This window comes from Leptospira bourretii (assembly GCF_004770145.1).
In the GTDB taxonomy this organism is placed as follows: Bacteria; Spirochaetota; Leptospiria; order Leptospirales; family Leptospiraceae; genus Leptospira_A; species Leptospira_A bourretii.
In genome coordinates this window covers 25,228-45,659 of sequence record NZ_RQFW01000022.1, presented here as the reverse complement: position 1 = coordinate 45,659, position 20,432 = coordinate 25,228, and the positions used below count along the sequence as shown (strand labels likewise).

Below are 20,432 nucleotides of genomic sequence, written 5' to 3'. Positions count from 1 at the left end.
TTATCCTCCGTTTTGAATGTTATTAAATAATAAATATAATGGTATTTGATCGTTACTAATTTGATTGTTTGTGGATGCAAAACAAGATCTTAAACAAGATATTACTGAACTTGAAGTTAGACTTGATTCAATCAATGTGGGGATCGTTGACTGTGCACAAAAACCAGAGGAAGTTTTTGATTTCCAATCAGTGACTTGGCAATTGAAAGAGCAGGTTTGTGCTATCCCAGACATATTTTTATATGTTGTGGTGATCAATCCTTGGCAAGTTGTTGTTTTTGCTGCCGATGGAGTATCTGTGAAACTTCCACCGACTGCTGTAGCATATGCTTTGAAACATAAATCTTTATTGGTTATCATGGATTCACATGTTTCTTGTGGAGCGTTCGGTGTGGTTAGGTATTGTAATAAAACTGTTTCTTTATAAGAATCTTCAAATTTTTTTGATTCGGCACAAGAGAACACCATCACAATTCCCAAAAATAGGATCGAATATTTCATTAGAAATGTACCTCCATACCAACGTTAAAGAATGGAATCACTGTTCCACCTGGAAGTTCTAAGGTTCCGAAGGTGTCATTTTCTTTTGGGTTTGTTGCTGAAAATGGTCGGGAGTTGTCGAAGTCATATCCGTTTTTATTTTTTCTCATATAAACGTTTACGATTTCTAAATACCAGTTTAGGTATCCCCATGAATAATTTTCAAAGACATCAAAACGAATGTCGAATCTATGAAAGTCGGTTCCACGTTTCACATAACCATATTGCGATGAGTAAGGGTTATTTGAATATTGCGGATTCCAATAAGTAAGTCCGTTGAGTGGATTTGAAAACTGACCACCGTCATCTCCAACAACGGGACGAGTCGGAATTGCAGTTAAGTAACTCCATCTTCCTCCTATTTGGAATTTTTCATTCATTCTCCAACCATAAATAAAATTGGCAACATGAGTCCTATCCCAAGGTGCTAATTGTTCGACTGAGTTTGGAAAGTATGCAGCAAGAATTTTTCTTTCAATCCCACCTACTTGTGAATTGTCACCTTCGTAAACTTGGTATAAGTTTGTATTTTGGAATGACTGAGACCAAGTATAGGAAATCCAACCAAACCAATCTCTTGTTCCTGGACGTGCATTTTTACGGATTAAGAGTTCATATCCATGGGACCAACCAGACGCCCTGTTGGAATAATTTAACGGACGATTGGCGACAATCGGTTGTGTTAACCATTGTCCTTTGTCTGGATTCAACCCAACAGGAGTGGATACATAAGGATCGTCAATGATCGTATCAGTGAATTGGTTTTTGAACACTTCCATCTTCACTTGCCAAACTTGATCGATTTTTTGATCAATCCCGGCACTTACTTTTCGTGCTCTTTCGAAACGTAAATCAGGGTTTCCTGTTTCTGAATTGAAATTTGTGGTTAATGGAAATCTGGAAACATCACCACCACTTCCATAAATCGTCATCCCTTTTCCTACTTCGGGGAATGTGTAAGAAGCTGTTGCCCTTGGTGTTAGTGCACCGTTGCCAGTGACTTGGACATAGTCGTAACGAGCACCTGGCTCAAATACAAAATTTCCAAATTTAAAGTGAAGGGTCGTGTATGCATTGTAATATGGTGAATTTCCTTGAATGCTAATTGGCCTACCCACAAAATCAGGATTTGCCGAATTGTATGGGTTAGGTGAAGGATTTGTTGGATCACGGAGTGCCACTTCTGTTCCATAATCTCTAAAGGAAAACTTTCTAACTTCAGTTCCAAAATCCACTTTTAGAAACTTTGTCGCTGTCCAATACGCATCTTGACGAACACCGACATAACTTCCCCTTTGGTATTGTTTTCCTTGGATGGTTCCAAATCCAACGTTGTATTCTCCAATTGGATCAAAGTTAATTAGTGTAATACGGTTTTGGAATTTATCACCAGGAATCCAGGTATATCTAAGTGCAGTCGTACGGAAACTTTGTCCAAAACTTGCTTTGGCTCCACTAAGAAGTGCAAATGCTGAAGCTGTTGGATCATTTGCAGGTTTGTTTGGAACGTTAATTGCAAAGTTATCCTGTGCAGTTAAATTATAAAAAGATATTTGGTGTTCCGGTGTAAAGTTATGCACATATTTGATTTGAGAATCGTTATATCGAGGAAGTCGAATCCCTTCAGGCAATAAACCTGTTGCACCTAACGATTTATCCAAATATCCAAGTTTACCAGCAATCGCCAAATATCCTTTGCCGCCTGAAGTGGGTGTCGCCGCATAAGCAGTTGTGTTCCATAAGGAAACTTGAAAAGCACCTTTTGTTTTTTGCACAGAGTCAACAGTTTCGATTTCAATGATACCACCTGTCGCATTATTAAAGTTTGCTGGATAAGCACCTGAATATAAATCAATAGATTTAATTAAGTCATTATGAATGACAGATGTTAATCCATCTAAATGGAAGGGGTATAAAATAGGAAGGTCATCATAAAGATAGGTGTTTGCATTTGGGTTGGCACCGCGTACAATAATTCCATTCGCACCCCCGCCAAATCCAATATTGGGAATGACTCCAGGAAGGGTTTCCAAAGCACGAAGAGCTTCACCAAAGGTTCCAGGCATCCTTTTGATTTCTTCGTAACGAACTTTAGTACGAGAGGCAATAGTCTTTTCTCGTTCTCCTTCCACAACAATTCCTGTTTTCGGGGCACTTGCTTTTTTTTCAGTGTAAATGGTTCTAGATTCATCTTCGGATCCCACAGAAATTTTTATTTCTTGGATTCCTGTATCACGTAACAAACGCAAGGTGTATTCACCGGAAGATGGAAAATCAAGAGTGACATTCCCCTCTGCATCTGTTTGTGCAAATTTCTTTGTTTCGAAAATTAAAACAGATAAATTCTTTTCTGCAATTTCCTTTTTTGGATTGATGAGTTTCGCACGAATACTCACAGCGAATATTGGGGATCCAAAACAAAAGAGGAAAATCCCGAATAAAATACGATTATTTAATTTGAATTTTGCTGATTTCATTGAAGTTTAAATACCAAGGGATATCTCCCGTTTCTTGTTCGAGGTAAATGAGCGTGCAAGGCAATGGATACCCAAGAAACGGACATTCCGTACGGGTGATTGCAATGGTACATAAATCCAAATTTCTTTGGATTGGTTTATTCAGAATGACTAGTGGTGGATTGGGAATTGGATTTCCGCATTTTTCTGAAGCAAATTTTGCTGCAGCATACACTTGGCTCTGTGCATCATTGGTGTCTACACGATCAACACCAGGTCCGCAGTTTGTAATGAGTGCTGCGATAACAATTAAAAAACCAATTAGCGTTTTCATTTGTTACCTTTTGCGTTTGGATTTTCCGTTTCTTCTTGTTGGCCAACGACATCTGCTGTTACATTAACTACTGTTACAAGACCTAATGGAAAGTATGCTTTATCTTCTCTTTGGATTTTGATATTGATAAGAGTTTTTCCTGTAGGGTATTTCTCTAGGATTTGACTCATTGCAAGTTCTACGTTAGGTGCTTTTGTTACAGGAAACATTCCCAACAGATAAAAAGCAGAGTCCTGTCCTTTTCCTTTACCAAGAATCTTGTAATCTGTGGAACGAACAACAGTTGCAGAATCAAATAAAGTGATCTCTTTTGAAACATGAGATCCAATGCATCCCATGACCATGATGGAAGCAGATAGAAAACTAATAAAAAATTTGAAAATGGAGGTTTTCATTTGTGTTACTATTTTTTGTTTTTGGTACTTGTTTGTGATGGAAAACGCACCAGATCGCCTTTGATGGTAAATCGATAACGAGTTAAAGGTCCGAAAATTGATTTATCGTTCCAGTAACGAATGTTAACGAGCGCATCGCCAGAATCTTCTTCCATAACTTTTTCATACAAATCGGTGACGGGTGGTTCAGTAAAAGGTAAACCAAAGATGATGAAATCCAATGCATACCACGTAAAGGTTTTCTCTACAGTTTTAACAGTTTCGTAAGGAGTGTTAGGGATTGGTTTATTGCTAGTAGCAAGCCCAACTGATGAGGACGCACAATTATTGATAATAAAGGATAAAAAAAAGATTCCGGTTATGGTTATAATTTGTTTCATAAAAGACTCCGTCTCTGTCCAAATCCCATTTTTATGAGATTGGTCAACGGAATATTTGCACTAACGATGATTAACTACTTAACTCGGAATGAACGCTACATATTCCGGAGTGAAATAAAAAATTGTTATAATTTGAGAGCTTCTTTTAGATTTTGAGCAAAGGAACGGCCAACCGGTAAGGTAGTTTCATCCTCATTTTTTAGTTGGATCGTATAGGATCCGCCCTTATCATATCGTAGGCTTGCCACATAATCCAAATTAACCAAAAAACCTTTGTGAATGCGGATAAAGTGTTTTGATGGCAGTTTTTCCTCGATTTCTTTGAGTAATTTTGCAGTTTCGTAATCCTTCTGAGAGGTATGAATCACACAACTTTTGTTATTTGCAGAAATAAACTGAATGTCTTGATACGGCAAAAGAAATACGGCAGAATCAGATTGGATTTTTAGATTTGTGTTATTGTTTGTAGGTTGGATTTTCGATTGTTTTGATTCTTGTAAAAAACGCAAAGCTTTATCTACAGATTTCCGAAATCTTTCAAATGAAAATGGTTTTAACAAATAATCTGTGGCATCCAAATCAAAAGCCTCTACTGCATGTTCGCTGTAGGCAGTCGTAATGATAAAAAATGTACCTTTCTTATGTTCCCTTCTTAGAATATCCATCCCATTGACAGCAGGAAGGTTGATATCCATAAAAACCAAATCAAATTGTTTATCTTGTAGTAGATTTAATGCCTTGTCACCACTTTCTGCAATTCCGGAAAGTTTTAATTCCGAACAGTTCATGATATAATCCATCATGAGCATCCTGGCCGGATATTCATCTTCAATGATTAATACTGAATAGGTGGATGATTCCATGGTTTTAAGTTACATCTATAAAGAAAAAAGTAACATCATCTTTTAGTTCCTCTTCCGAAAACTTGGAAATTTGTACTATAATCTCTTGAGATAATGATTTTATATCCTTGTCTTTTCCTCTTTCCAGTAGATCAAGTATTTTGCTTTCACCAAACAATTTATTTTCAGCACGAGCTTCCGTCACACCATCTGTGAAAAAAAAGTAACGATCACCAGTTTCCATTGGATGGGTCCATTCACCGTAAGTAAATGACTCCCTCCAGCCAATGATGGGACCTTTGATATTCATAAATTCGAATTTACCTTTGAATCGATTGTATATGAGCGGATTTGGGTGACCTGCTGTAGAAAAGGTAATGGTCTTTTTATTTGAATCAATCAATGCGCAACAAGCTGTGATAAAGTATCTGCTAACAAGTGAGGTCAATGCTTGGTTCATATGTTCTAAAACATCTTTTGGTGAATTGATGTTTTTGGTAGATTCTCTAAATTGAACTTTGACCATAGATGAAACAAATGCTGCCGGAACTCCATGTCCGGCCACATCTGCAATTAACAAGAGCAAGCGGTTTTCATCTAATTCCACCCAATCATATAAATCACCACCCACTTGTTTCATTGGCAAGTAAGTTGTATGAACTCGAATTCCGACTGTGTTTGGATGTTCCTTTGGTAAAAGATAACTTTGGAGTTGGGATGCAAAAAATAAATCTTGTTCGAGATCTTGGTTTTTTTCTCTTAGTTCGATAGTCCTTTCACGGACACGAATTTCTAAATCTTTAGTGAGTATTGAAAGTTCTTTTTCGTTTTTTGCATGTCGGTAAGAGATTGCGACACCTGATAAAATCATTAGAATTAAAAAACCATATTGTGTTAAGTATATATTTTTTCCTGAAGTTACATCAATTATGATATCTATTGTAGTACCAATGCAGATACAAATGAAGCCGATGGTAAGGAAGTAAGCTTCTGCTTTTTTTGCTTTGGCTGCTCGAACAACTCCTCTTATAATAAAAAACACAACTATGATTAAAGAGAACTCCCAAATCCTTAGTAACAATATTCTTGTTGGAATTTCAATTTCCCATGTTTGCAAAAATGCAAGACAAAGAAGGAAAAAAATTAACAGTCGTTCTTTGAGTTTAAGTTTGGTTTGAAATAAAGAATAACTAAATAAAAAGATAGAAACTGGAAGTAAAGTTTGGGCAGTAAAAAATACCTTTAACCAAAAGAAAAAAGAAAAATCAGTATATGTGTAACTTATGTTTAGTAAAGGAAGTCTCCACATAACAAAAATTAGAGTAGATAGGAGTAGGTAAAAATTGGATTTTGCCTGTCTTTTGAGAACAATTGAAAAAATTTGGTAAGCACCAATTCCAAAAAATAACATGATAAAACAAAAATCACGTCCATCTTCCTTAATGATAAATTCTTGAAGTTGTTCGTAATTTCCCATTACTGGAATTTTTCTAAACAATCCTCCTTGGAAGGTTTTGTTACGAAAATGGATTTCGATTTCTAAAAGATTTGTTTGGTCCTCTTTGAGGACGGAACTTGGAATAAAATATAAACGTTTGTAATACCAGTTTGGTAAATACAAACCTTCATCTGAAATTTTACCAGTCTCTCCTAACAACACACCGTTGACAAAAAGTTTGTCGACCTCTTGGATTCTGTCTAAATAGATACCAAGGGGTTTGTTGTCTGGTTCATAGTAGAAGGTGGTTGTGTAGGTTCCGTGGACCGGTGGGTTCATTCCTTGTAAGGATAACCCTTTCCCCACTTGGATGGGGATTGTTAAACCTTGGGACGTAAAGGTCCAGCCTTCCGACATCTTCGTAAGGTATTTAGAACTTACTTTGAGTGGTTCCGAGGAAAGCGAAAAGACCGCAGTAAGGACAATGGGGAAAATAAATGAGAGGATTCTCATCACTATCGGATAAAGTTAGTTGTGTACAACAAGAAAGCAAGTTGATTTTCAATCTCTTGTTTGGTTTAGTTAATTTTTTGGAGCCAATCTAAATGACAATCACTCAACTTCGGTACATCGTTGCTTTGGATCAGTTTAAGAGTTTTGCAAAAGCCGCCGAACATTGCTTAGTTGCTCAACCTACCTTGAGTTTGCAGGTCCAGAAAGTAGAGCAAGAACTTGGATTTGAGTTATTTGATCGAAAAAAAAATCCAGTCATTACCACCAAATTAGGTAAGGCCGTGGTGGATCAGGCTAAAAATACATTAAAAGAGGCGGACAAACTCTTTGAAATTGCCGGCCAATGGAAGGACGAACCTGCGGGAAGTATATCGATTGGAATCATTCCTACTGTCAGTAATTATTTGATTCCTTCTATTTATCTAAGTTTACAAAAAGAATTTTCTAAGGTGAATTTTCGAATTTCAGAACTTCCCACACTAACCATTTTAGAAAAATTAGAATCAGAGGAAATTGATTTGGGGATTCTTGCCACTCCGCTTAAGATTCCGAACATCGTAGAACATCCGCTTTATTATGAACCGTTTGTTGTTTATTATCCTAAAGATGCCAAAGAAAAATCTACATCTGTTTCTATGAAACATATCGAGAAATATCCTTTGCTTGTGCTGGGTGAAGAGCATTGTTTCAGGCACCAGTCTTTGAAAATTTGTAACCGAAATGCACTTGCGAAAATTGAAAGTGGGAGTGTGGAAACTCTGAAACGAATGGTGGATATGGGAATCGGAGTGACCTTGTTGCCAAAGTTAGCTGTCGGAAAATCATCTGAGCGAGTGGTTCCGTTTCAATCACCAGAACCGGCACGTGAAATTAGTTTGGTTTATAAAAAAGGTTTTTATAAATCTAAAATTTTGAAAAAACTTACCAGTTTAATTCTCGATGCGATTCCAAAGGAATACCATTCAAAAGAAAAATATAAAATCATCGGGGTGTCTCTCAACCAGGACTAAATCAATCCGATAGTTTTTGTAAATCTCATCATTTATAGTATTTATTTTACAAATGATTTATTTGGGAGTATATTCTTCTTAAGAACAAAGGAGGATATTCAATGTCCAATATCAACACTCAAATTCCAGACTTTACTACGGAAGCTTTCCATAACGGAGCTTTTAAAAAAATCAGCAAAAAAGACGTACTTGGAAAATGGTCCGTTTTTGTTTTTTATCCTGCGGATTTTACATTTGTTTGCCCAACTGAACTAGGCGATGTAGCAGATCATTATGAAGAACTCCAAAAAATGGGAGTCGAAGTATATTCTGTTTCTACTGACACACACTTTGTTCACAAAGCTTGGCATGAAGCAAGTGATACCATTAAAAAAATCAAATTCCCCATGTTAGGTGATGCTTCTGGAAAGATCACTAGAGGATTCGGAGTTATGATTGAAGATGATGGCCAAGCACTTAGAGGAACATTTGTAGTGAATCCAGAAGGTGTGATTAAAACTGCTGAGATCCATGATCTTGGAATTGGCCGTTCTGCTGAAGAACTCGTTCGCAAAGTACAAGCTGCGCAATATGTTGCAAACAACGATGGCGAAGTTTGTCCAGCAAAATGGAAACCAGGTAACACAACATTGAAACCAGGTCTTGACTTGGTAGGAAAAATCTAAACTTAATTAGGCGGGCATTGCCCGCCTAAATCGGGAGGTTATTATGTTAGATGAATCAACAAAAGAACAAGTAAAACAATACTTTGAAAGAATCAATAATCCTGTAAAGATACGATTGTATTCAGGAGCTCATGAAAAAAGAGAGGAGTTAGTCGCATTTTTAGAAGATATCGTTTCTCTTTCTTCAAAAATTTCATTGGAACATTCTGAGGAAAAAAATGATGGTCTCCGTTTTGCAATTTTTTCTGAAGATAAACCTACGGGAATTGAATTCTCTGGTATCCCTATGGGTCATGAATTTACTTCATTGATTTTAGCGATTTTACAATCAGGTGGTAATCCAATCAAATTAGAGGAAGGAATTCTTTCTGCAGTATCAAAACTAAAGGAAGATTTGTATTTTGAAACATTCATCTCACTTGATTGTCATAACTGTCCTGAAGTAGTTCAAACTCTTAATAGTTTTGCACTAATCAATCCATCTATATCTCATAATATGATTGATGGAGCTATGTATCCAGAACTTGTGAAAGAAAAAAATATCCAAGGTGTTCCTGCTGTTTTTTTAAATGGTAAACGTTTTCTTTCGGGCAAGGCAGAAGCATCGGTTATTTTTGATAAATTATTAGAATTATATTCTGTTCCTGAGTCGAAAGAGGAAACGACAGACCATTCGAATCCATCTGATATTTATGATGTCACTGTCATTGGTGGAGGCCCTTCTGGCGTGACTGCCGCAGTGTATTCGGCTCGGAAAGGGTTAAAAACCCTAGTCATTGCAGACAGGTTAGGTGGACAAGTAAAAGATACTTTAGGCATTGAGAACATCATATCTTTGCCTTATACAACTGGTCCAGAGTTGACTCATGTATTATCTGAACAACTTGATAAAAACCAAATCAAAAAGAAAGAAAATGTCCGTGTGTTAAAGATTGAATCTGGAAATTTAAAAACAATCCATTTGAATACCGGCGAGCGAATTCTTACTAAGACTGTAATACTCTCGACAGGTGCCAAATGGCGTGAACTCAACGTCCCTGGTGAAAAAGAATTCGTTGGAAAAGGAGTTGCATATTGCCCTCATTGTGACGGCCCATTTTTTAAAGACAAAGATGTTGCTGTTGTGGGCGGAGGAAATTCTGGAGTAGAAGCGGCTTTAGACTTGAGTGGAATTGTAAAATCAGTCACCTTGATTGAGTTCGGCGATAAACTCAATGCGGACAAAGTTTTGTTAGATAAAGTAGCTCAGTCTCCTAATATCAAAACCCTTGTAAAAGCGCAAACTATGGAAATCCAAACGAATTCGGAAAAAGTAACCGGGTTAACCTATAAGAACAGGATTTCGGAAGAATCTGAAACCATTCCTTTAGATGGAGTGTTTGTGCAGATAGGACTTGTACCAAACAGTAGTTTTGTGAAGGATTTAGTTGCAACAAATCGTTTTGGAGAAATTTTGGTGGATGAAAAATGTAAAACCAATGTGGATGGAATATTTGCTTGTGGGGATGTGACAAACACTCCGTACAAACAGATCATCATTGCAATGGGTGAAGGAGCAAAAGCCGCAATTAGTGCGTTTGAGTATCTTTTACACGCTGCTTGATAATAACCATCTTTCAAGAGCAGAATAAAGATCGGCGGAGGAGATTGGTTTGGTGAGAAAATCATTCATTCCTGACTCCATCGCCGTATCTTTAACAGAGAAAAAAGCTCCTGCTGTCAGCGCAATGATGGGAGTTTTTTTGATAGATCCTTTTTCTAGTTTTCGAATTTCGATGGTTGCCGTATAACCATCCATCACCGGCATTTGTAGGTCCATAAAAATTAAATCAGGAGTTTTTTGTTGGAACTGTTTGACGGCGTCAGCTCCGTCAGTTGCAAATCTTAGTTGTATATGAGGGTATCTCTTTAATAACATTTTTGATAATAGTTTTTTGTTTAAATCATTGTCTTCTACTATCAAAATATCGTTTCGTATTTGTTTATTTTCAACAATAACTGTTTCTTCCGGTGCTGTTAGTTTTTCTTCAAACAGATTAGAGGAAACAGATCCAGTTGCGTTCATCTCTAAGGATAAAACAAAACTAAACCTACTTCCATTTCCAAGTTCACTATCTATTTTTAGTTGTGAGTTCATTTTTTGTATGAGTTGGTTTGTGATTGAAAGACCAAGGCCAGTTCCACCATATTTACGAGTGATGGATGTATCTGCCTGCGAAAAGGAATCAAAAAGTTTTGATTGTGAGTTTGGATCAATTCCTATTCCCGTATCAGTAACAGCAAACTCGATATCAATGATATCACCTACTTGTTTAAGTGGTTTGACTGAAACATCTACCTTCCCTTCATGGGTGAATTTAATTGCATTTCCAATTAGATTGGAAAGAACTTGTCTGAGTCGCAAAGGATCTAAAGAAACAAATTTTGGTAAGTTGGAATCCAGCTGAAGGTTTAGAGGAATGGCTTTAGATGCCGCTGAAATTTGGAATAAATCAACAGTTGACTGAACAAGATCAATCAAATCGGTACTAATAAATTCTAGATCCATTTTCCCAGAATCAATTTTTGAAAAATCTAAAATTTGATTTACTAAAGATAACAAACTTTTTCCAGAAAGAAATATACTTCTCAAATATTCTTTTTGTTCATCTGTAAGTGAAGAGTGTAACAAAAGTTCTGTGAATCCAATGATTCCATTGAGTGGAGTTCTAATTTCGTGGCTCATATTGGCCAAAAAATTTCCTTTCGCCATATTTGCTGCTTCGGCCATTTCCTTTGCTTTTCGAAGTGTATATTCTATTTTTTTAGTTTCTGTTAGATCGGTATTGGAACCAACCATTCTAATTTTATTTCCAGAAGAATCTCTTTGGATATAACATCTTGATAAAACATGAGCATAATTCCCCTTTCTTTTTTTCATCTGAAAGCTGAATTCAAATGTTTCTCTTTGTGAGAGCATGATGTTTTCTAAAAATTCTGAAACCCAATCCAAATCATCTGGATGAATCAAACTTTTCCAATATCCAATGGGGACATTGTCAGCCTTATCGTCATTTCCGAATTCTAACCACCACCTGCGTGAATAGATGACTGTATCATTGACTAGATCCCAATCAAACCAACCATCAGAACTGACTTCTAAAATTAGGGCATAGCGCTCGTTAGATTCCTTTAGGGCTGTTTCCGCCCTTTTTTGCTCTGTAATGTCTTTGCTGGCCCCAACGATGAATTTATATTTTCCTTCTACCTCAATGGGAGTGAGTGCAGTTGTCCAAATTTTTGTTCCCGCAGGCATAGGAATACTTTCTTCATAAGTAATTGTTGTTTTTGCATTTAAGGCATTTTTAAAATTTCTGATGACGGGTTGCCCCAACTCTTCTCCAAGTAATTCGATCGGTGTTTTGCCTTGGATAGAAGATTGAGTTACACCTGTTGATCTTTCATAAGCTAAATTGATACGACGGATGATAAAGTTTCCATCATCCATCACTTCTACAAGGAACATAGAATCTTGACTTCCATTAAACAAAATGTTATTTTCGAGTAACAACTGTTTAATTTCTCCAGATTCATTTTTGATGATATCTTGGAGGGAAAGTAACTCGGAGATATCAGTAACTATTCCGTCGAAACGTAAAATTTCGCCGGTTTCATTTCGAATCAGCTTACCTTGGCACTGTATAAATTTGATTTTTTTGTTTTTAGTTTGGATTCGATAACGAACTTGAATTTTATCATCAGCATGAAGCGATGTTAAAGCAGTTTCAACGATAGCACGATCTTCCTCGAGGATTAAATTTTTCCAGTTATCTCGTGCATTTGTAAAATATTCTCTGGGATATCCAGTGAGAGTTTCTGCCGAAGGGTTAATATAAAGAATTTCTAATTCTGGAAAATTTGCCGAAAAAACAACCTCTTCCATTGCGGAGAGAATTTGTTTTTCCAGAGATGGTGGAGGCAGACCCATACCGTCAATTCGACGGAATTTTTCAAAATATTTAACAAGCTAAATTAGGATTTTCTAATAAGAAAGGGTAGGGCCAGTTGAGGGGTGAATCGACTGTAATTCATTCCCAAAAGCTCCTTTTCGTTCAAAATCCGAAATTCATCTACGAAATAGGGCCAAGGAAAAGGTGCCTCTTTTGTGTATTCCAGGATCAAACTTAGGTTTCCATCAAGCTTCGACTTTCCAATGGACAACTTCATGGGGTGGCGCATTTGAAACTCTGTTGCTTTGGGAGGTAAAAAAAGATTATAAGCAATCTCAGATCCATCGAACGATTTGCCCCACCAATGACGAAAGGACATAAAATTCAAACTGAGGCGGGCACCGGTTTGGAACCATCGTGGGCCTAGCCAATCGGCTTGGTAATTTCCGATGGGAAAGGAGTTGGGTGCTTTTAATTCCAAAAATTGTTTTTTGAATTGAGATAGGGACATCGTCATCAATCAAATTCCAAAATGACAAAAGCATAGCGAAAATTCCGATCTGAATAAAAAAATATAGAAAGAAATTCCATTTCATTCAGGAAAGAGTTGGCAATGGGAAGTACCCGTCGTAGAACAGGGAACATTCGAATTTCGGAGTCCTTATGCGTAAGTTGGTTCTTACTTTTGGTTTTTTGTTTTTTCTCAGTTCTTGCCATTCCGTTTCTGGTTTTTTTCGTTCCATCAAACGCAGTATTTTTCCAAGCAGTTGTCGTATCGAGGTAAAACTCGACACAACAGATTTAAAATATTTAGAAGATCTATGGGACTATCGATTTACAGTAACAGAAGATACCAATTTACGAGATTTTGCATCCGCAGTTCAAATTTCCCCAAAACCTTCCAATCCAAAAACCGAATTTTCAGATTATGTAAGCCGAGAGTTTTCTCTTGATACTTGGAACTTTGATCCAGGTGTTGTTTATGAAATCAAAATAGAAAAGTTTTATGCAGAGAATGATTGTTTTTTAGAAACGCCTGTTAGCTTTAAACTTCCTGTGATGCAAAGGAAACCATCTTTCTATTTATCAAGGGAAAATATATTTGAATCCAATTTAAACAAAGTACTTCCAATTTCAATATCGAATGTACCTGAATTCCAAATTCGTTCTGCAGAACTGTCGATTCCTGTTCTTGTAAATGCAGTGGCAACATTGGGTGACAAGTATTATGAATTTGAAAACCAGTTAAATTGGAAAAAGACGGTTTGGAAATCTGGTATCAAAGTAAATTCCTATGGAAATCAAGGAATGGATATTGACCAATATTTTGGATCCAAACCAAATACGAAAGCTTGGGTCGCATTTCAGTTAGGTGCCAATGTCATTGGTGATAATAACAAGGAAGAGTTCAAAAAAGAATCTATCTTTTTACAATCTACAAATTTAGGAATCACAACAAAGTTAGATCCAAATACAATCCATGTTTGGGTTCATAGTTTATCTAAAGCGGAACCAGTTGCGAATACTGATATCAGTCTGTATGAAAAGGGAAGTCTGCGCGGAACTTGTAAAACGGATAAAGATGGATATTGTACGACACCTTCAATCAGTGATAATAAAGCATTCGGTAAATCGGTGTTAATTGCAGAAGATCCTACTGGTGATAAAGCATTTTTACATTTTAATGAAACACATATTGAAGGTTATAGTGACTACTACACTGAGAATCATGTAAAAGGAAAAATATACTTTGATCGAAAACTATATCGACCGGGAGATAGAGTTGAGGTTAAAGCAGTCCTTGCTGATCGAAAAAACGGTGTTTTAGTTCCATATTCTTCGAAAGTAGTCAATGTACAAATTCGAGATTCGAGAGGAAAGGATATCTCGAATGTAAACTTAACTTCTACATCTCAAGGTGGAGTTTTTACAAATTACTCGATTCCTTCTGATGCTCCGCTTGGGCATTATTCTGTATCGGTTTATGTTTCAGGAAAAGATTACTCAGTTACCTACGATACCTTCCAAGTAGAAGAATTCCGTCCTGTAAATTTTATGGTGAATGTAAATTTGGCCAATACCGTAAATAAAAATCAAAATTTGAAAGGTTCGGTCGAAGGAAAATATATGTTTGGGGCTCCGATGGGAGGAGCTAAGATTAGTTATTCGGTTTTAAAAAGGAAAAGATATATATCTTTCGATACTTTCCCGAATTATGATTTTTCGGATACTTGGAACGATTACGAGGACGAATACTCGAGTGGAAATTCTGACTATGTAACTGGATCAGAAGGTGTTTTAGATACAAAAGGTTTTTTTAATTTGGACATTCCCATCAGTGATTTAACAGGTAAGTTTGCCACTGATGGAGAAAACATAGAAATAGCCGATCCGTATAATTTGATTGTAGAATCTTCTGTTTTTGATGTAGACGGGAAGTCTGTTACAAAGTCTTCTAGTTTACCTTACAATCCATCTGAAACCTATGTTGGTTTAAAATGTAATGATCGATACCAGTCAATGGATAAACCATTCCAATTTAGTGCAATCGCTGTCAACTTACAAGGGAAAGCAGTTGCTGGTGCTGAATTAAAAGCCTATATTATCTACAATGATTGGACTTCCGTTCTTTCCAAAGGTCTTGGAAAGTTCTTTTTTCGTAGCAACCAACTAACAAAAAAAATTGTAGAAGTAAAAAGTCTCACTTCGAAAGCGGAAGGAGTTTCATTTGATTACAGGGCAAAAGATTCCGGAAGTTACACTGTTTTAGTTTTAAATCGGGATAAAGTATTTTCGCGAGTAGATTTTTATGCCTATGAAAAAGAATCTTATTACACTTGGGACTTTCGTGGCGATGACTCCATCGAATTACGTTCTGATAAAAATGAATATAAAATTGGAGAAAAGGCAAAAATCTTAATCAAATCTCCTTTGCAGAATGCCAGGGTGATTGTCACGGTAGAAAGAGATTCTGTTTATTTTAAAAAATCCTTCTTAATGAAAGGAAACAGTTCTCCACTTGAGATTCCGATTGAAGAATCTTATCTTCCCAATGTAGACGTAAATGTTGTTATGTTGTCAGGAAGATTGCCTGTACCAGAAGGACTTTCTGAGGATGATATTAAAGAATTTAATGAACAGGACTTAGGTGCTCCAAAAGCCAAAACAGGATATGTGACATTGAAGGTAAATTTAGCCTCTCGAACTGCACCGGTGGTTATTAAAACGGATAAAGCAGAATACCAACCGAGAGAACAAGTCAAACTATCGATCCAAACAAATCCTGGTGCCGAACTCACAGTATCAGTGGCAGATCGAGGGGTATTAGATTTGGTTGGATATTCTTTTCAGAGTCCAGTAGAAATGTTCTATCAATATTGGTATAGTATCGTAAAAACATTTGAACTCCGTAGTATGATCATTAAACATTATATATACGAAAACAAAGGAGATAGCCCTGGAGGAGATTACGGTGAAGATTCTGGAGGCGGATTTTCTGCTGAATCAGAATCAGGAGCAAGAAAAGATTTTCGTTACACTGCCTACTGGAACCCTGTTGTCACAGCAGATAGTAATGGCAATGCTGATTTAAGTTTTACCTTACCAGATAACTTAACAACATTTCGAGTAATGGTAGCATCCTCTTCTAATGGAAAATATGGAGCTTCTAATTCAGAATTCATTGTCAAAAAGAATTTAGTTTTACAAAAGACTGTTGCAAGATTCATTCGTGTTGGCGATAGTTTGGAGTTAGGTGGTAGTATTACAAACAATACGAAGAAAAAAGGAAAATTTAAATATAAAATCGATTCAAAATTCCTTTCACAGGAGAAAGGATGGTCATCGATAGAACTTGCTGCTGGTCAAACAAAAGAAGTGCTCAGAACATTCCAAATCACAGAAGCACAGTACATCAAACTAAAACTGGATCATCCAAAAGATGAGATTCAATTGTCTTATCAAATTTCAGTGGAGCCGGAAAACGCTGCCGAGTTTGCCGATATGAAAAAGGCAGATCTTTCTGATGCTTTAGCAGTTACGATTCCTATCAAAGAATTTGACCCCGTAACTTCAGTTCAATTTTCGGGTTATACCGATTCGGAACATAAAACCTTAATTGTTTTTCCAAAAAAAGATTCTATTTTACTCAATAAAGGATCGTTGGACATCCGTTTGTCGGGAACTGCCCTTACTGCCTTAAAATCTGCTTTTGATTTTTATGAATCAAATCCTTATTTTTGTATGGAACAAAGAACATCAGCTTATTTGCTTTCATTGAGTGCTGGTGAGTTGTTGAAAGAATTTCAATACAAAGCACCAACCAAAGATTCATATGATTTTACTCAAATCGAAAAGTTGTTTTTGGATGAGATGTCTGAATTCCAAGCTGCTGATGGAAGTTTCAAAGTATGGAAAGGGCATGGAAGAACCGGTTATCCATATTTAACCGCATACGTTGCTTCTGTAATGCAGATTGCAAAAGACAAAGGAAAAAGATCCAATCAGCAAGCATACCAAGCTGCGATCCAATACTTACAAAACTATGTCAAAAATCCTACAGAAACATCGACGAATTCCTATCAAACTCTAAGTTTAATATACTCAGTACTTTCGAAAGACAAGAAAGATGTTCATTCTTTAGAGAAAACATTGGTAGATAACTTCGAAGAACTAAATTTAAAATCTCGTGGTATTTTTCTAACAGCATATGCAGAAACACACAAACTAGAATCTTATGAATCGGATTCTGTTTTTAAAAAGTTGTTTGTTGAATACACCAAGTACATTTCGTACGAAAAAGAATTATTCAGTCTAAAACCGATTAAACAAAAAAATGATGAATATTATTACTATTCTTACTATAGTTCACCAACAGTTCTTGGTAACTATTTGAGATTGTTACTTAGGGTTGATTCGAAAAATTCTAGAATAGTCGATTTAGTAAAATCAATTATGATGGATCGACAAAACCATTTCTGGGCAGACAGTCATAGCGTGGGAACCATTGCTTTGGCACTTTCTGAATATAGAAATCGTTTTGAGGCAACTTCAACTGACACAGAAGGGCAGGCTATCTTTGGTGAAAAAACTTTGATTGATGAAAGCTTTTCTCCTTCATCAGATTCTATTTATAAAGAAGAAATTACCTTTGATCGTCTTTTTGAAGGAAAAGATCCATCCAGCCGTCCTTTGCTGTTCAAACGTACAAGTTCCGAGGGAAGATTATACTTTCAAACTCGATTGATGTACATTCCTGTAAAAGACACTACTACGCAAAAGTTCAATGGATTAGAAATTAGAAAGACATTATATCGCATTGATGGAAGGGACTCGAGTGGAGATCCTATCTTAAAAGAAGTAACAAACTTACAAAGAGGTTCTACTTATCTTGTAAAATTAAAAGTGTTAAGTAATTCGGACCAAGCCTTTGGAATGATCGTGGATCCAATTCCTAGTAACACAGAAATTGTAAATACCTCCTTTCTGACAGAAAAAAATTCGGATGCAGAAGATACTGAAGTTACTGAAAATTATTATAGTGGTTATAAAGAATATCGTGATGACCGCGTGATTTTTTCAGAAGACCGAATTGAAAGAGGGGAAACTGAGTTTAATTATATATTAAGACCGGTCGCTAAAGGAAATTCGATAATGCCAGCTTCAAAAACATTTTTGATGTATCACCCGCAGTTTTACGGAAATACCAATACGATTCGAGTGAAAGTGGATTGATCTCTAAAAAAAAGTTCATTCTTTATACACTGTTAGCTGGAGGATTAATTTCTCCACTAGCAGTTTTTTTGCTGCGCCCTATTTCTTTTGATTCATTACGAAATCAAACAACCGTTCGTATCTTAACAAAAGAAGGAACGTTAATCGGACGAGGAAAAAATCAAAACCAAACAAAACAGGATTGGGAAAGTATTAAGGAGTATCCGAGTTTTGTACCTGAGATATTGAAGATTGCTGAAGACAAACGTTTTGATGCCCATCACGGCGTTGATATTTTTGCAGGATTCAATTCTCTTTACTCTTATTTTTTTTCTAAAGGAAAAAGGGGGGGAGCTTCTACTCTTACGATGCAACTCGTACGAATCCAAAATCCTGAAGTTCGTAATTATTCTTTTTTATTGCGAAAAGGTTTTGAATTAATTGAGGCTTTTCGATATGAGTTATGGCTTACTAAATCAGAAATTTTAGAAGCTTATTTAAATTCAGTTTCCATTCACTCAAATATTGTAGGATTTCCTTCCGCATCACTTGTGTTATTTGGTAAACATGTACGTTTTTTGTCGATTGAAGAAACACTGTATTTAACTGTTTTGATTCGAAAAAACCAACCTAAATTAGAAGAACTGTCAATTCGGTATCTCAATTTGAGGGAAAGAATTCCCTATGAAATTCCGATCATCAAAGACCCAAATGAACTTACGATTCACTATAATTCTAAAGTTAAATCGGATTATGCAGACCAATGGAAAGGTGAAAATCAACATTTTCTCAATTGGATTCGAACGTTGATTTCGATTCCTTCGGAAGAGTTTGTATCTTCCTTATCGTCTGAGTTGAATTTTGAGTTAAACTCTATTGTAAATTCTGAATTGGAAGGATTAGAAAGATGGAATGTATCAAACGCATCTGCTATCGTTTTAGAAAGAGTTCCAGGTAAGGATGATGAATTAGAACTAAAAGCAATGATTGGTTCTAAAAATTTCTTTGAAGACGGGAATGGTATGGTTAACGGTACTTTGGCATACAGAGATGCGGGAAGTACATTGAAACCACTGTTATATGCAATTGCTATCGAAAAGGGCCTTTATCATGTTAATTCTATTTTTTCCGATGAAAAATATTCATATTCTTTGGGGCAAGGTGGAAATTATCTCCCTAGAAATGCGGACCTTCGGTATTGGGGGGATTTAACTCTCGCGGAAGCACTTGGAAATTCAAGAAATATACCTGCTGTGACTGCGATCAACCAAATGGGAGTTCCCAGTTTTTATCGGTTTTTGCAATCAGCAGGTTATACTCACTTAAAAGAATCTCCTCAGTTCTACGGACCAGGTCTTGCACTTGGGGCAGGAGGAACTAGTCTCCTTCAGCTAACGCGCGCATATGGATCTTTTCTGCTGGGAGGAATGTTACCAAAAATTCGATTAGGAAACATTGATAAAAAACCTCTCTACTTTGGTTCATCCACTCGTTTATTTTCTGAAGAAACTGCTGAAGAAATTAAATTTGTTTTAAAAGATCCAAAACTTAGACAACGGGCCTTTGGTCGCAGGAGTTATTTAGATTTTCCTTTTCCTGTTTCAGTCAAAACAGGCACTTCAAAGGACTATAGAAACTCCTGGACTGTTGCATTTAACGATCATTATGTTGTCGGTGCTTGGGTTGGAAATTTTTCTGGAGAACGAACAATGGACGTATCTGGTTCATTTGGAGCTGGAAGAATTGTACAAAATATATTTAGGAATTTAATGAAAGATCGACCAAAGACAGATTATATATCTAAGTTCACTGAAACAAGAAATTTCTGTCGACTAACAGGTAAATTGGCTTTGTCCCAATGTCCATCCATTGCCTTAAAAGTAAGGAGAAAACTTACTCAATCGGAATTGTGTGATAAACATCAGGTAGAAACAAACGTGTCTGTACTCGGAGTTGGATTTGTTTATCCTTCGATGGGACAGATTTATTTATACCATCCTTCTTATGAAAAAGAAACACAAGGTATTCCTGTGAAGGTAAGAGAAATTAATACCTTAAAAGATCCAAAATTAATTTGGAATGGGAAAACCGAATTGAAACCTTCCTTAAATGGAGATTTAAGATTACCAATCATACGAGGAAAACAATCTTTGGTGTTGTATGATGGAGAACAAAAAAAGGCGTCAGTTGATTTTGAAGTTAGATAAAGAAAAATTAA

Annotated in this window: 14 protein-coding genes; 5 read left to right on the top strand and 9 right to left on the bottom strand. The window is 36.3% G+C overall.

Annotation, left to right across the window (positions count from 1 at the left end):
- The 7 genes from EHQ47_RS17390 to EHQ47_RS17360 all read right to left on the bottom strand — a co-directional run bounded on the left by EHQ47_RS17390 (position 1) and on the right by EHQ47_RS17360 (position 6,898).
- Positions 1–501 (bottom strand): hypothetical protein, encoded by a 501-nt coding sequence (locus EHQ47_RS17390; protein WP_135748730.1) that lies wholly within the window; start codon positions 499–501, stop codon positions 1–3.
- Positions 501–3,017 (bottom strand): TonB-dependent receptor plug domain-containing protein, encoded by a 2,517-nt coding sequence (locus tag EHQ47_RS17385; protein ID WP_135748729.1) that lies wholly within the window; start codon positions 3,015–3,017, stop codon positions 501–503. Before EHQ47_RS17385 ends, EHQ47_RS17390 begins: the two co-directional genes overlap by 1 nt.
- Positions 2,989–3,330 (bottom strand): hypothetical protein, encoded by a 342-nt coding sequence (locus EHQ47_RS17380; RefSeq protein WP_135748728.1) that lies wholly within the window; start codon positions 3,328–3,330, stop codon positions 2,989–2,991. Before EHQ47_RS17380 ends, EHQ47_RS17385 begins: the two co-directional genes overlap by 29 nt.
- Positions 3,327–3,725 carry a hypothetical protein gene (locus EHQ47_RS17375; protein WP_238837715.1) on the bottom strand — a complete coding sequence of 133 codons (399 nt, stop codon included), beginning with the start codon at positions 3,723–3,725 and terminating at the stop codon, positions 3,327–3,329. The genes EHQ47_RS17380 and EHQ47_RS17375 overlap by 4 nt, the downstream gene beginning before the upstream one ends.
- 8 nt (positions 3,726–3,733) lie before the next feature.
- Complete coding sequence (locus EHQ47_RS17370; protein WP_135695108.1) at positions 3,734–4,105, bottom strand: LIC20211 family lipoprotein; 372 nt, start codon at positions 4,103–4,105, stop codon at positions 3,734–3,736.
- A gap of 125 nt (positions 4,106–4,230) precedes the next feature.
- A complete protein-coding gene (locus tag EHQ47_RS17365; RefSeq protein ID WP_135748727.1) occupies positions 4,231–4,968 on the bottom strand; it encodes a LytR/AlgR family response regulator transcription factor in 738 nt (245 codons plus the stop codon).
- A gap of 4 nt (positions 4,969–4,972) precedes the next feature.
- On the bottom strand, positions 4,973–6,898 hold the full coding sequence (locus EHQ47_RS17360; RefSeq protein ID WP_135748726.1) for a PP2C family protein-serine/threonine phosphatase: 1,926 nt from the start codon (positions 6,896–6,898) through the stop codon (positions 4,973–4,975).
- Positions 6,899–6,990: 92 nt separating this feature from the next.
- Here EHQ47_RS17360 and EHQ47_RS17355 point away from each other — a divergent pair, with 92 nt between their 5' ends.
- The 3 genes from EHQ47_RS17355 (at position 6,991) to ahpF (ending at position 10,176) form a co-directional block, all read left to right on the top strand.
- Positions 6,991–7,908, top strand: a complete 918-nt coding sequence (locus tag EHQ47_RS17355) for a hydrogen peroxide-inducible genes activator (RefSeq protein WP_135748725.1) — start codon at positions 6,991–6,993, stop codon at positions 7,906–7,908.
- Positions 7,909–8,009: 101 nt separating this feature from the next.
- Positions 8,010–8,573, top strand: coding sequence for an alkyl hydroperoxide reductase subunit C (gene ahpC / locus EHQ47_RS17350; protein ID WP_012389934.1), 564 nt, complete (start codon positions 8,010–8,012; stop codon positions 8,571–8,573).
- A 43-nt stretch (positions 8,574–8,616) separates the two neighbouring features.
- Positions 8,617–10,176 carry an alkyl hydroperoxide reductase subunit F gene (gene ahpF, locus EHQ47_RS17345; protein WP_135748724.1) on the top strand — a complete coding sequence of 520 codons (1,560 nt, stop codon included), beginning with the start codon at positions 8,617–8,619 and terminating at the stop codon, positions 10,174–10,176.
- On the opposite strand, the gene EHQ47_RS17340 is transcribed toward ahpF, so the two are convergent.
- Together EHQ47_RS17340 and EHQ47_RS17335 are read right to left on the bottom strand one after the other, a co-directional pair.
- A complete protein-coding gene (locus EHQ47_RS17340; protein WP_208727456.1) occupies positions 10,162–12,540 on the bottom strand; it encodes a PAS domain-containing protein in 2,379 nt (792 codons plus the stop codon). The genes ahpF and EHQ47_RS17340 overlap by 15 nt on opposite strands.
- 44 nt (positions 12,541–12,584) lie before the next feature.
- A complete protein-coding gene (locus EHQ47_RS17335) occupies positions 12,585–13,019 on the bottom strand; it encodes a hypothetical protein (protein WP_135748723.1) in 435 nt (144 codons plus the stop codon).
- A 146-nt stretch (positions 13,020–13,165) separates the two neighbouring features.
- On the opposite strand from EHQ47_RS17335, the gene EHQ47_RS17330 reads away from it, so the two are divergent.
- Together EHQ47_RS17330 and EHQ47_RS17325 are read left to right on the top strand one after the other, a co-directional pair.
- On the top strand, positions 13,166–18,235 hold the full coding sequence (locus EHQ47_RS17330) for an alpha-2-macroglobulin family protein (RefSeq protein ID WP_135748722.1): 5,070 nt from the start codon (positions 13,166–13,168) through the stop codon (positions 18,233–18,235).
- On the top strand, positions 18,232–20,421 hold the full coding sequence (locus tag EHQ47_RS17325; RefSeq protein ID WP_167483315.1) for a transglycosylase domain-containing protein: 2,190 nt from the start codon (positions 18,232–18,234) through the stop codon (positions 20,419–20,421). Before EHQ47_RS17330 ends, EHQ47_RS17325 begins: the two co-directional genes overlap by 4 nt.
- Positions 20,422–20,432 lie beyond the last annotated feature (11 nt).

Excerpts from the sequence above, each read along its gene's own strand:
- EHQ47_RS17390 (WP_135748730.1), bottom strand. The coding sequence starts at position 501 with ATGAAATATTCGATCCTATTTTTGGGAATTGTGATGGTGTTCTCTTGT.
- EHQ47_RS17385 (WP_135748729.1), bottom strand. The coding sequence starts at position 3,017 with ATGAAATCAGCAAAATTCAAATTAAATAATCGTATTTTATTCGGGATT.
- EHQ47_RS17380 (WP_135748728.1), bottom strand. The coding sequence starts at position 3,330 with ATGAAAACGCTAATTGGTTTTTTAATTGTTATCGCAGCACTCATTACA.
- EHQ47_RS17375 (WP_238837715.1), bottom strand. The coding sequence starts at position 3,725 with ATGAAAACCTCCATTTTCAAATTTTTTATTAGTTTTCTATCTGCTTCC.
- EHQ47_RS17370 (WP_135695108.1), bottom strand. The coding sequence starts at position 4,105 with ATGAAACAAATTATAACCATAACCGGAATCTTTTTTTTATCCTTTATT.
- EHQ47_RS17365 (WP_135748727.1), bottom strand. The coding sequence starts at position 4,968 with ATGGAATCATCCACCTATTCAGTATTAATCATTGAAGATGAATATCCG.
- EHQ47_RS17360 (WP_135748726.1), bottom strand. The coding sequence starts at position 6,898 with ATGAGAATCCTCTCATTTATTTTCCCCATTGTCCTTACTGCGGTCTTT.
- EHQ47_RS17355 (WP_135748725.1), top strand. The coding sequence starts at position 6,991 with ATGACAATCACTCAACTTCGGTACATCGTTGCTTTGGATCAGTTTAAG.
- ahpC (WP_012389934.1), top strand. The coding sequence starts at position 8,010 with ATGTCCAATATCAACACTCAAATTCCAGACTTTACTACGGAAGCTTTC.
- ahpF (WP_135748724.1), top strand. The coding sequence starts at position 8,617 with ATGTTAGATGAATCAACAAAAGAACAAGTAAAACAATACTTTGAAAGA.
- EHQ47_RS17340 (WP_208727456.1), bottom strand. The coding sequence starts at position 12,540 with ATGGGTCTGCCTCCACCATCTCTGGAAAAACAAATTCTCTCCGCAATG.
- EHQ47_RS17335 (WP_135748723.1), bottom strand. The coding sequence starts at position 13,019 with ATGACGATGTCCCTATCTCAATTCAAAAAACAATTTTTGGAATTAAAA.
- EHQ47_RS17330 (WP_135748722.1), top strand. The coding sequence starts at position 13,166 with ATGCGTAAGTTGGTTCTTACTTTTGGTTTTTTGTTTTTTCTCAGTTCT.